A 12065-nucleotide genomic window follows, 5' to 3' on the forward strand; every position below is an offset into this window, starting at 1 on the left:
TATATCAGTTCTGCTGATTTAACCGCAGAGAAGTTCGCCACAGCAATCCGAAACCACTGGCACGTGGAGAATAAGCTGCACTGGCGTCTGGACGTGGTAATGAATGAAGACGACTGCAAAATAAGAAAAGGAAATGCAGCAGAATTATTTTCAGGGATACGGCACATTGCTATTAATATTTTGACGAATGATAAGGTATTCAAGGCAGGGTTAAGACGTAAGATGCGAAAAGCAGCCATGGACAGAAACTACCTGGCGTCAGTCCTTGCGGGGAGAAGGCTTTCGTAATCTTGCTCTGGCATTATTGTCGTATAAACGCTTTACCGGACACATGACATTCACAATGTGTGTTAATTTTACTGACATCTTTCAAAAGGAGCGTAATCATGCCGCACATCGACATTAAATGCTTTCCGCGTGAACTGGACGAACAACAAAAAGCAGCACTTGCTGCAGATATTACCGACGTTATTATTCGCCATCTGAACAGTAAAGATAGCTCGATAAGCATTGCTCTACAGCAGATTCAACCAGAATCTTGGCAAGCTATCTGGGATGCCGAAATCGCGCCCCAAATGGAGGCTTTGATAAAGAAACCTGGTTACAGCATGTAATGCTTAACCCGCCGTAACTCGCTTGCCGCTGGTAACAAACGTGCCAGCACCTAAATGATGCAACGTATTGAGCTTATCATCATCAAACTGCCAGCGGCCTTCGACAAATACCCGTGCGTCTGCCGCTGCTGATACCACCTCGCCAAACAGCGTGTCGTATTTTTGTTGCGCAGAAGTCGCAGGTAGCAGGCGGCACTCCATCCACGCCAGGCATTTCTCTTCAACAAGTGGCAAACCAAGCACCGGACCTTTCACCACCGGAATGCCATAGCAATTAAATTTATCTTCTTCACGACCCGACACGCTTCCCACTGCCCACGTCCAGTTAGTTGCTGCAACGCCCGGGATAACGATGCCAAATTTACCGTTACGTTCAATCAACTCCCTGGTCCATGTCGATTTATCTACCACAATCGCCACGCGTGGCGGTTCAAACTCCACCGGCATTGACCAGGCTGCTGCCATAATGTTACGCCGCTGGGATTGCTCATCGAAACTGGTGATCATGACAGTTGGGCCATGATTTAACAGACGGCTGGCATGGTGTAATTCTATGGGGATGAATCGGCTCATGGTATCGCCTCGCGAAGAAGGTTTTTTTAAGCGTAGTCCGTAACGCAATAAGTAACGAAATTAACGGGATTGGCGATTTGCAAACGTGATGCATGTCCGCGATCGCACAAAATAGCCGGTGCGGCGTCTATTCCAGGTTATAAGTTGAGAAAACCACTAAGGGAAACGCCTGATGACGCCCATTCTGAATCACTATTTTGCCCGTATTAACTGGTCGGGAGCTGCTGCGGTCAATATTGATACGCTTCGTGCATTGCACCTGAAACACAATTGCACTATTCCGTTTGAAAACCTCGACGTTTTGCTGCCGAGGGAAATACAGCTTGATGATCAATCGCTGGAAGAGAAACTGGTGATAGCCCGTCGTGGCGGTTACTGTTTTGAGCAGAATGGCGTGTTTGAGCGGGTGTTACGCGAGCTGGAGTTTAACGTTCGCAGCTTGTTAGGGCGCGTAGTGTTATCAAATCCGCCAGCATTACCGCCGCGCACCCATCGTTTGCTGTTGGTGGAACTGGAAGAGGAAAAATGGATTGCTGATGTCGGTTTCGGTGGGCAGACGCTAACCGCGCCGATTCGTTTAGTTTCCGATCTCGTGCAGACCACGCCACACGGAGAGTATCGGTTGTTGCAGGAGGGTGATGATTGGGTGTTGCAGTTTAATCATCATCAGCATTGGCAGTCGATGTACCGTTTTGATCTCTGCGAGCAGCAACAAAGCGATTATGTGATGGGCAATTTCTGGTCGGCGCACTGGCCGCAGTCGCATTTTCGCCATCATTTGCTGATGTGCCGCCATTTGCCGGACGGTGGCAAGCTAACGCTGACCAATTTTCATTTTACCCATTATGAAAATGGGCACGCGGTGGAGCAGCGAAATCTACCGGATGTGGCGTCATTATATGCTGTGATGCAAGAACAGTTTGGTCTGGGCGTGGATGATGCGAAACATGGCTTTACCGTGGATGAGTTAGCGCTGGTGATGGCGGCGTTTGATACGCACCCGGAGGCGGGAAAATAATTTATGTCAGGTTGCCGGATGCGGCGTAAACGCCTTATCCGGCATACATTAGCTCGGTTGTAGACCTGACAGGCGAAGCGCATCAGGCAACGGTTTCAGAGTTCAATTGCCCATTCGGCATGAAACAAAATCACCGCTGTGCCTGAAATGGTGACTTTTTCCGGTTGGTTATCACGAATTGTCACCGTCACTTCAATCATGCCGTCACGCCCCAATGCGCGCCCCTGATGGCCTTTAACACATAACACGTTGCCATCGTGGGGCAATACGTTGTGATGTACCAACCATGCACCCATCGGGCCATTGGCATTGCCAGTCACCGGATCTTCCACAATACCAATCGCAGGCGAGAACATACGACCATCGGTTTCGTTTTTGCCTGGGCGGATCTGGAACGGGAAGAAACCATTGCAGCCAATCTGTTTGCTGATAGCGCTCAGCGCAGCAAGATCAGGCGAAAGGGCGTCGATATCCACTTCCGGTTTCAACGGGATCATCACTTTTGAGTGTCCTGTTGTTGCGACCTGAATTGGCAAGCCCGGCAAAATATCGTCTTCAGTGAGATGAAGCGCGTTGATAATCGCCTCACGTGTTTCACCTTCCAGCGGTGGCTCAAAGCCCGGCGTACCTTGTTCCAGCGAAATACGATAATCATCGTTGTGCTTTTCGATAGTCACGCGATGTTTTCCTGCCAGCGATGTTTGCCAGATCGTGCAATTTCCTAAACCTAACACCTTCGCACGTACATAGTGCGCAGCTACTGTCGCGTGACCGCAAATCGGCACTTCAACCGTTGGCGTAAAGTAGCGGATGCGCACATCGCTGTCGTCGCTGTGCAGCAGAAAAGCAGTTTCCGAATGGCCTAACTCGCGGGCGATAAGCTGCATTTGCGCTTCGCTAAGATTATCGGCGGGGAAAACAACACCGGCAGAATTGCCGCGAAACGGTTGTGAGGTAAAAGCATCGACGTGGTACACCTGCGGTTTCATTAACGTTCTCCTGTGACTGGAGAACTATCATAGCCTGCAAGTGGCCGGAGAGCGAAGGGCTATCCGGCCAGGGTGAAATTATCGCCGCGAACGCACAATCTGATACCGACGAGTAAAGTACTCAAACGGCGCGCTCCACACATGCACCAATCTGGTGAACGGGAAGAGCAGGAAGATGGTCATTCCCAATACCAGATGCAGGCGGAAAACGAACGCTACGCCGTTAAGCATTTCTGACGATCCACCACGGAAAGTGACAATGCTTTGCGCCCAACCCACCAGCTTCATCATTTCGCTACCATCAGGATACTGTGCTGAAAACGGTATGGTACTTAGCCCCAGCAGACACTGGATCAGCAAAATGCTCATGATGATAATATCCGGCGTAGTGGAAGTTGCACGCACGCGCTGATTTGTCAGCCTGCGCCACAGCAGTCCTGCGCCTCCAATCAATGTCAACACACCGCAAATACCGCCGAGCACCATCGCCATTAGTTGTTTCGCTGCCACTGGCAAAAACCACGCGTACATCCAGTGCGGCGTTAACATGCCGAACAAGTGCCCGAAGAAAATCCCCAAAATGCCGATATGGAACAGATTCGACCATATCACCATCCCGCGTTTATCGAGCATTTGACTTGAGGAGGCGCGCCAGGTGTACTGCCCGTAGTCGTAGCGCAGCCAGCTGCCGAGGAAAAACACCGTCGCACAAATGTACGGGTAGATATCGTAAAAAAAGACGTTCAGATACTGAATCATTTCCCACCTCCCGCACTGATGTCGACATACTGCGGCGCGACATCCTGGCTAAAGCGTCGCTGATATTGATTAAGCGGCGAGCTGTCACACGCCGTGGCGTTATCTTCAATAAACTTCACCTGTTCCTCTTCCCACACTGCATCAAGCGCCTGGCGGGTGTCATCGCGCTCTTCGCTGTTTACTTGTTTTGTGACACTGTCACTTGAAAGGGAGCTTCCCGCCAGTTGCAGCAGAGCATCAAACAACGCGTACCACGGTGCCTCGCGTTGTTTTAAGCGACCGCCAAGCAGGGCGAGGATCGGCGCAACATTGAGCAATCCTTCTTTCGCCTGATCGTCAGGCAGTACGCTTAAATACTCCAGATACAGCGGTAGATAATCGGGCAGTTCCCGACAATCCAGTTGCAGGCCGACCTTTTCATACTCCGCCAGCAGGTCCACCATTGCCTGGCCGCGATCGCGGGACTCGGCATGAACATGTTCGAACAGCAGCAGCGACGTAGTGCGCCCACGGTCAAACACTTCGCACCATTCGGCCTGTTTATCCAGCAGCGGCGCGTTAAGCAGGTTGTGGGTGAAATCCGTAAGCATCGGCGCGTCGCGGCGGATCAACGCCAGCGCGTCCTCCTTGCATTCCCACAACAGCTCGTCCGGATACTCCATCAACAGGCCGATCACTTTGAGGATCTGCATTATTCGCCCTCCGCTTTGTCGCGCACTTCGGTGATGTTGATGGCATCGATACGGCTACTGTTGAACAGGTTGAATTTACTGTCCGAACCGTGGCAACCGTCGCCAAAGGTAAAACCGCAGCCGTTTCGTTCTGCGAAGGCATCGCCCGCCATTTCCCGATGGCTCGTCGGGATGACAAAACGATCTTCATAGTTGGCAATGGCGAGGTAACGATACATCTCTTCGACCTGGGCGACGCTCAGGCCTACTTCGTCGATGGCACGAGTATCAGTAACGCCTTCCACGGTTTGTGAACGCATATAGTGGCGCATCGCCATCATCCGTTTCAGCGCCCGCAGTACCGGACCGGTATCGCCGGCACTCAACATATTGGCGAGATATTGCACCGGAATACGCAGGCTTTCGATGGCGGGCAGCACGCCTTCGCTTTTCGGCAAACCGCCCGCATCTGCGTAGGACTGAATCGGCGACAGCGGAGGAACGTACCAGACCATCGGCAGGGTGCGATATTCAGGGTGCAGCGGTAGCGCCAGTTTCCAGTCCATCGCCATTTTGTAGACAGGCGAACGCTGGGCAGCTTCAATCACGTTTTGTGGAATACCTTGTTTCAGGGCTTCCTCGATCACTGAGGGATCGTGTGGATCGAGGAACACTTCGCACTGGCGCTCATAGAGGTCAACTTCGCGCTCGGTGCTTGCCGCTTCCTCAATGCGGTCGGCGTCGTAAAGCAGCACGCCCAGATACCGGATGCGACCCACGCAGGTTTCTGAGCACACGGTGGGTTGGCCTGACTCAATTCGCGGATAACAGAAGATACATTTTTCTGACTTGCCGCTTTTCCAGTTGAAGTAGATTTTTTTGTACGGACAACCGCTAATGCACAAACGCCAGCCACGGCATTTATCCTGATCAATCAGCACAATGCCGTCTTCTTCGCGTTTGTAGATAGCGCCGCTTGGGCAGGTCGCCACGCAACTGGGATTGAGGCAGTGTTCGCACAGGCGCGGCAGGTACATCATGAAGGTGTTTTCAAACTGCCCGTACATCTCCTTTTGCATGGCCTCGAAGTTGCGGTCGCGGGCACGTTTTTCAAACTCGCCGCCCAGCAGTTCTTCCCAGTTTGGGCCCCAGATCACTTTGTCCATCCGTTTGCCGTCAATCAGTGAACGCGGGCGAGCAGTAGGGATATGTTTGCCTTCCGGTGCGCTATGCAAATGTTCGTAGTCGAAGGTGAAAGGTTCGTAGTAATCATCAATCTGCGGCACCACCGGGTTGGCGAAGATTTTGGTTATTACGCCCATCTTGCTGCCCAGACGCGGACGGATCTTGCCATTCACATCGCGGACCCAGCCGCCTTGCCACTCTTCCTGATCTTCCCAGTTTTTCGGATAACCAATGCCCGGTTTGGTTTCGACGTTGTTAAACCATGCGTACTCCATGCCTTCGCGCCCGGTCCAGACGTTTTTACAGGTCACCGAACAGGTATGGCAGCCGATACATTTGTCGAGGTTAAGCACCATGCCGACTTGTGAACGGATTTTCATTTTTTCGCCTCCTGTACCTGATCGCGACCTTCATCATCCAGCCAGTTAACGTTCTTCATCTTGCGGATCATGATGAACTCATCGCGGTTCGATCCGACGGTGCCGTAGTAGTTAAAGCCCCAGGCCAGCTGCGCGTAACCGCCAATCATATGCGTTGGTTTCGGGCAAACGCGGGTGACCGAGTTATGAATGCCGCCGCGCATGCCAGTTACTTCCGAACCAGGAATATTCATAATGCGTTCCTGGGCGTGATACATCATGGTCATGCCCGGCGGTACACGTTGGCTGACCACCGCGCGGGCAGTCAGCGCGCCGTTGGCGTTGAATACTTCCACCCAGTCGTTATCGACAATGGTCAGTTCTCGGGCATCTGTTTCGCTGATCCAGACAATCGGTCCACCGCGAGAGAGCGTCAGCATTAGCAGGTTTTCACTGTAGGTTGAGTGAATGCCCCATTTCTGGTGCGGCGTCAGGAAGTTAAGTGCTTTTTCCGGGAAGCCGTTTGGCGGTATCTGGCGCATCTCACTGACGCTACGGGTGTCGATAGGCGGGCGATAAGCCACCAGGCTTTCACCAAAAGCACGCATCCACGGATGATCCTGATAGAGCTGCTGGCGTCCCGACAGCGTGCGCCACGGAATTAACTCATGAACGTTGGTGTATCCCGCGTTATAGGATACGTGATCGCTTTCCAGACCGGACCAGGTGGGGCTGGAGATAATTTTACGCGGCTGCGCCTGAATATCGCGAAAGCGAATCTTCTCGTCCTCTTTGTGCAGCGCCAGATGGGTATGTTCGCGCCCGGTGATCTCGCCCAGCGCCTGCCACGCTTTGACTGCAACATGACCGTTAGTTTCCGGTGCCAGTGCCAGAATCACTTCTGAAGCGTCAATGGCGGTGTCAATCAGCGGACGCCCCTGTGCCGGGCCATCACGCTTGGTGTAATTGAGTTTGCCGAGGAAATCGATTTCATCCTGGGTATTCCACGAAATCCCTTTACCGCCATTGCCAAGTTTGTCCATCAATGGCCCGAGCGAGGTAAAGCGTTCATACGTAGCAGGGTAGTCGCGCTCCACCGCCACAATATTCGGCGCGGTTTTGCCTGGAATCAGATCGCATTCGCCTTTGCGCCAGTCGAGCACTTCACACGGCTGTGAGAGCTCTGCCGGAGAGTCATGCAGTAGGGGTTGTAATACCACGTCGGTTTCTTTGCCAAGATGACCCACGCACACTTGCGAAAATGCTTTGGCGATACCTTTGTAGATTTCCCAGTCGCTGCGTGATTCCCACGCCGGATCGACCGCCGCAGAAAGCGGATGAATAAACGGATGCATATCCGAGGTGTTCATATCGTCTTTTTCGTACCAGGTGGCGGTGGGCAGAACGATATCGGAGAACAGGCAGGTACTGGACATGCGGAAGTCGAGCGTCACCAGCAGGTCGAGCTTGCCTTCAATCGCCGCAGTTTGCCACTCGACTTCTTCCGGTTTGATCCCGTCGCTGGCACCGAGTTCCTCGCCCTGAATCCCGCTTTCGGTCCCCAGCAGATACTTCTGCATATACTCGTGGCCTTTGCCGGAGGAGCCAAGCAGGTTAGAGCGCCAGACAAACAAATTACGCGGATGATTGCTGCCGCTATCTGGTTGTTCGCAGGCCATACGTAAATCGCCCGATTTCAGCGCCTGGGCGGTAAATTCTGTGGGGGATAATCCGGCCTTGTCGGCTTCAGCTTTAATCCCGAGCGGGTTACGCCCCAGCTGCGGCGCAGAAGGTAGCCAGCCCATACGTTCGGCGCGAACGTTGAAATCAATCAGATGACCGCTGTACTTACTGGCATCGGCGAGCGGTGAAAGTAACTCCTGAGCAGAGACTTTTTCATAGCGCCATTGGCTGGAATGATTGTAGAAAAACGAGGTGCTGTTCATTTGGCGCGGTGGTCGGTTCCAGTCGAGCGCAAAGGCCAGTGGCAACCAGCCGGTTTGTGGGCGCAGTTTTTCCTGGCCGACATAGTGTGCCCAGCCGCCACCGCTTTGCCCGACACAACCGCAGAAGATCAGTATATTGATCATCCCACGGTAGTTCATATCCATGTGATACCAGTGGTTGACGCCAGCGCCGAGGATAATCATTGAGCGCCCATGCGTTTTATGGGCAGTATCGGCAAATTCACGAGCGATGGATTCAATATACTGGCGCGGCACGCCGGTAATTTGCTCACCCCAGGCTGGGGTGTACGGTTTGATTTCAGCGTAATCTTTCGCACTGTTTTCATCTTCCAGCCCGCGATCGAGGCCGTAATTCGCCAGTACCAAATCATAAACGCTGACCACCGGACAGGTGTTGCCATCGACTAACGTCAGGTTTTTAACGGGCAATTGGCGCACCAGCACCGGATTGTGTTTTACGCTGCGAAAATGCGGATTTTCAATGCCGCCAAAGTAGGGGAAGGCCACGCCTGCAACAGCGTCATGTTGACCGAGCAGGGTTAACGACAATTCGGTTTCCGTACCGGCGGCAATGGATTCCAGATTCCATTTGCCTTTTTCTCCCCAGCGGAAACCAATCGAACCGTTCGGCACTACCAATTCACCTGCGGTATTAACTGCTACGGTTTTCCACTGCGGATTGTTGCTTTCGCCCAGTCCATCCACCAGGTCAGATGCGCGGATCATGCGCCCGGGAACGTAGCTACCATCGTCGCGAGGCTCCAGCATTACCAGCATCGGCATGTCGCTGTAGCGGCGGCAGTAGTTGATAAAGTAGTCGCTGGGATTATCGAGATGAAACTCTTTTAAAATCACATGGCCCATTGCCATCGCCAGGGCGCTATCAGTGCCTTGTTTCGGTGCCAGCCACTGGTCGCACAATTTGGCCACTTCAGAGTAGTCAGGGGTAATGGCGATGGTTTTAGTGCCTTTGTAGCGTACTTCGGTAAAGAAGTGGGCGTCCGGCGTACGTGTCTGCGGTACGTTAGACCCCCAGGCGATGATGTAGCTGGAGTTATACCAGTCGGCAGATTCCGGTACGTCGGTTTGCTCGCCCCAGGTCATCGGCGAGGCGGGCGGCAGGTCGCAATACCAGTCGTAGAAGCTTAAACAGGTGCCGCCAAGCAGTGACAGATAACGCGTTCCGGCGGCGTAAGAAACCATCGACATCGCCGGGATCGGCGAGAAACCGGCAACGCGATCCGGGCCGTAGGTTTTGATGGTCCAGACGTTAGCGGCGGCAATCAGCTGGTTTAGTTCCTGCCAGTTGGAGCGGATAAACCCGCCGCGCCCACGCACTTGTTTGTAGCTCAGGCACTTTTGCGGATCGTTCATAATCGATGCCCACGCCAGTACCGGATCGCTGTGTTGCTTGAGGGCTTCGCGCCACAGTTCAATCAGTCGTTTACGAATGAGCGGGTATTTCAGGCGGTTAGCGCTGTAAAGATACCAGGAGTAACTTGCGCCACGCGGGCAGCCGCGAGGTTCATGATTGGGCAGGTCAGGGCGAGTGCGCGGGTAGTCGGTCTGTTGGATTTCCCAGGTCACCAGACCATTTTTAACGTAGATTTTCCAGCTACAGGAGCCTGTACAGTTAACACCGTGGGTGGAACGCACGATTTTGTCGAACTGCCAACGCTGGCGATAGCTGTCCTCCCAGTCGCGGTTGCTATGCATCACCTGTCCGTGACCATCGGCAAAGGTTTCGCCCTTTTGTTTGAAGTAGCGAAAGCGATCCAAAAGTTTACTCATGACATGACTCCTGCTCCAGGAATGAATTGGGATCTGATGCCTTGTCGGATGCGACACGGTTGTACATCAGGCATCGATCTCTTATTTTTGGCTGAACTTCCGCCGACCATAAACCAGCCAGGTCAGCAGCACACAAACGATGTAGAAGATTAAAAACACTTTCATCGCGCCGACCGGAGAGCCGGTCATATTGAGCGACATGCCAAACGCCTGCGGAATAAAAAAGCCGCCCACTGCGCCAATGGCTGAGATAAAGCCCAGAGCCGCCGCCGTTTCGGTGACGGCTTCTTTCTGAGCTTGCTCATCACTACCGCCTTTCATCTTTACCCGATAAATGGTTATCTGGCGAAAGATGACGGCGATCATCTGGAAAGTAGAACCACTTCCCAGACCCGCAGTCAGAAACAGCCCCATAAATACGGCGTAAAAGGCGATGAAATTACCGGAGCCTGTGCCCGGTAAGGTAAGGAACAGCAGGGCACTGAAAATCGCCATAAAAATAAAGTTGATCAACGTCACCCGCACGCCGCCGAACTTATCGGAAATAGCACCACCAACCGACCGCGCGATGGCACCGATAAATGGGCCAAAGAACGCCAGGCGCAGAATATTCACATCCGGGAACTGGGTTTTTGCCAGCATGGCAAAACCCGCAGAAAAACCGATAAACGAACCGAAGGTGGCAAGGTAAAGCAGGCTCAGCAGCCAGAGATGCAGGCGTTGTAAGACAGGGAGCTGGTCGGCAATTGAGGCGCGTGAACTGGCGATATCATTCATCCCTGACCAGGCGGCGATCGTGGCAATCGCCAGTAGCGGTACCCAAATCCATGCGGCATTCGCCAGCGACATCACCGAACCGTCGGCCTGCGGTACGCCATTGACGCCGAGAAAGGCAAATACAGGTACAAAAATGACCAGCGGTGCAACCAGCTGCATTACACTTACACCTAAGTTTCCTAATCCGCCATTAATCCCAAGAGCGCTCCCTTGTTTGGCTTTTGGAAAGAAGAAACTTATATTGCCCATGCTCGAAGCAAAGTTTGCACCTGCAAAACCGCATAGCAAAGCGATAACGATAAATATCCCAAAAGGAGTATTCGGATTTTGCACGGCAATTCCGAGCCAGACGCAAGGAATAATCAGGATTGCAGTACTAAAAACCGTCCATCGGCGTCCACCGAATATAGGCACCATAAAGGAGTAGGGAACACGCAATAATGCGCCAGAAACGGAGGGTAATGCGGTTAATAAAAAGAGTTGATCGGTAGTAAAATTAAAACCGATTTTATTGAGATTAACGGTAACTGCGCTAAATAGCATCCAGACACAGAAGGCAAGAAGTAGACAACTGACTGATATCCAGAGGTTTCTTCGAGCAATATGTTTTCCTTTATTTTCCCAGAAGGCCGGATTTTCTGGTTTCCAGTCGCGTAAAAGATAACGACTATTTTTCTCATTTTGCAGTGCCATATTGTTCCTCACATGCACACATTGGTAATGAAAAAAGACAAAACAGGAGGTAAGGCGCAATAGCCAGTTATTAGAATTAAGGATGAATTGGGTGAAGTGCTGATTGAAAGAATAGATAAGAAAGCGTAACCGCGGGGGCAGAATGGGGATTAAGTAGCCAGATATGTGTTACTAAATGTAACTAACAAGCTAACCTTCAAACGGGGGTTAATCTTTGAACGTATGTCATGTTTCAACCCTTCAGATCGTGAATCTAAAGGGTTACATATTAACTATATTATCAACAAGACCAGACACTTATAGAATTAGTGATGATTTATTCACTAAAAAGGCCATGAACTGGAGGAAAACGATCTGTCCAGAAGGTCTATCGGTTCCTCTCTTATTGCCTGATTGTAATAATCGTTATTACAGTAAGTATTGTTTATTTCATCTAAGGTCATGTTTTTAACTTTTATATTCCTCTGGTTTACAACTTCCTCTGTCTTGTAAGTGTGTATATTATATGGGGTATATGCTTTTTTAATAGGATAGTGAAACAATTCGTTATCCACATCTATTCCGTCAGAGTGAACTTCAAATGCACCAGGCGAAAGAATTGCCAGGCCAGTATTAAGCTTAAGTGCTGGGGAAAACAAATTAAATAACATGAGCTGCATAGTAGGGCAA

10 protein-coding genes and 1 pseudogene are annotated in these 12065 nt (G+C 51.7%); 3 read left to right on the forward strand and 8 right to left on the reverse strand.

Features of this window, described 5'->3' with window-relative positions:
* Together E0D98_RS16620 and pptA are read left to right on the forward strand one after the other, a co-directional pair.
* On the forward strand, positions 1 to 288 hold a 288-nt coding region (locus E0D98_RS16620), incomplete at its 5' end, for an ISAs1 family transposase (RefSeq protein ID WP_107176652.1).
* 98 nt (positions 289 to 386) lie between these two features.
* Positions 387 to 614: a tautomerase PptA gene (pptA, locus tag E0D98_RS16625; RefSeq protein ID WP_001120141.1), complete on the forward strand. Its 228-nt coding sequence runs from the start codon at positions 387 to 389 to the stop codon at positions 612 to 614.
* 3 nt (positions 615 to 617) lie between these two features.
* Here pptA and E0D98_RS16630 read toward each other — a convergent pair whose 3' ends face one another.
* A complete protein-coding gene (locus E0D98_RS16630; RefSeq protein WP_000085912.1) occupies positions 618 to 1187 on the reverse strand; it encodes a flavin reductase family protein in 570 nt (189 codons plus the stop codon).
* Positions 1188 to 1359: 172 nt separating this feature from the next.
* Between E0D98_RS16630 and nhoA the strand changes: the two genes are divergently transcribed.
* Entirely contained in the window at positions 1360 to 2205 is an 846-nt protein-coding gene (gene nhoA, locus E0D98_RS16635; protein ID WP_000187898.1) for an N-hydroxyarylamine O-acetyltransferase, read from the forward strand.
* 95 nt (positions 2206 to 2300) lie between these two features.
* Here nhoA and E0D98_RS16640 read toward each other — a convergent pair whose 3' ends face one another.
* The 7 genes and pseudogenes from E0D98_RS16640 to E0D98_RS16670 all read right to left on the reverse strand — a co-directional run.
* Entirely contained in the window at positions 2301 to 3194 is an 894-nt protein-coding gene (locus E0D98_RS16640; RefSeq protein WP_000804390.1) for a PhzF family isomerase, read from the reverse strand.
* A 78-nt stretch (positions 3195 to 3272) separates the two neighbouring features.
* Positions 3273 to 3953 (reverse strand): respiratory nitrate reductase subunit gamma, encoded by a 681-nt coding sequence (gene narI, locus E0D98_RS16645; RefSeq protein WP_000617115.1) that lies wholly within the window; start codon positions 3951 to 3953, stop codon positions 3273 to 3275.
* On the reverse strand, positions 3950 to 4645 hold the full coding sequence (gene narW, locus E0D98_RS16650) for a nitrate reductase molybdenum cofactor assembly chaperone (protein WP_001166353.1): 696 nt from the start codon (positions 4643 to 4645) through the stop codon (positions 3950 to 3952). Before narW ends, narI begins: the two co-directional genes overlap by 4 nt.
* The gene (narH, locus tag E0D98_RS16655; protein WP_000702560.1) at positions 4645 to 6189 is read right to left on the reverse strand and encodes a nitrate reductase subunit beta; all 1545 of its coding nucleotides are present in this window, start codon (positions 6187 to 6189) and stop codon (positions 4645 to 4647) included. The genes narW and narH overlap by 1 nt, the downstream gene beginning before the upstream one ends.
* The gene (gene narZ / locus E0D98_RS16660) at positions 6186 to 9926 is read right to left on the reverse strand and encodes a nitrate reductase Z subunit alpha (RefSeq protein ID WP_050877250.1); all 3741 of its coding nucleotides are present in this window, start codon (positions 9924 to 9926) and stop codon (positions 6186 to 6188) included. Before narZ ends, narH begins: the two co-directional genes overlap by 4 nt.
* 81 nt (positions 9927 to 10007) lie before the next feature.
* Entirely contained in the window at positions 10008 to 11396 is a 1389-nt protein-coding gene (gene narU, locus E0D98_RS16665) for a nitrate/nitrite transporter NarU (protein ID WP_001207905.1), read from the reverse strand.
* A 323-nt stretch (positions 11397 to 11719) separates the two neighbouring features.
* Positions 11720 to 12065: pseudogene (locus E0D98_RS16670) on the reverse strand (leucine-rich repeat domain-containing protein); the annotation flags it as partial.

This window comes from Escherichia sp. KCJ4928 (assembly GCF_004352695.1).
In the GTDB taxonomy this organism is placed as follows: Bacteria; Pseudomonadota; Gammaproteobacteria; order Enterobacterales; family Enterobacteriaceae; genus ECMA0423.

Excerpts from the sequence above, each read along its gene's own strand:
- pptA (WP_001120141.1), top strand. The coding sequence starts at position 387 with ATGCCGCACATCGACATTAAATGCTTTCCGCGTGAACTGGACGAACAA.
- E0D98_RS16630 (WP_000085912.1), bottom strand. The coding sequence starts at position 1,187 with ATGAGCCGATTCATCCCCATAGAATTACACCATGCCAGCCGTCTGTTA.
- nhoA (WP_000187898.1), top strand. The coding sequence starts at position 1,360 with ATGACGCCCATTCTGAATCACTATTTTGCCCGTATTAACTGGTCGGGA.
- E0D98_RS16640 (WP_000804390.1), bottom strand. The coding sequence starts at position 3,194 with ATGAAACCGCAGGTGTACCACGTCGATGCTTTTACCTCACAACCGTTT.
- narI (WP_000617115.1), bottom strand. The coding sequence starts at position 3,953 with ATGATTCAGTATCTGAACGTCTTTTTTTACGATATCTACCCGTACATT.
- narW (WP_001166353.1), bottom strand. The coding sequence starts at position 4,645 with ATGCAGATCCTCAAAGTGATCGGCCTGTTGATGGAGTATCCGGACGAG.
- narH (WP_000702560.1), bottom strand. The coding sequence starts at position 6,189 with ATGAAAATCCGTTCACAAGTCGGCATGGTGCTTAACCTCGACAAATGT.
- narZ (WP_050877250.1), bottom strand. The coding sequence starts at position 9,926 with ATGAGTAAACTTTTGGATCGCTTTCGCTACTTCAAACAAAAGGGCGAA.
- narU (WP_001207905.1), bottom strand. The coding sequence starts at position 11,396 with ATGGCACTGCAAAATGAGAAAAATAGTCGTTATCTTTTACGCGACTGG.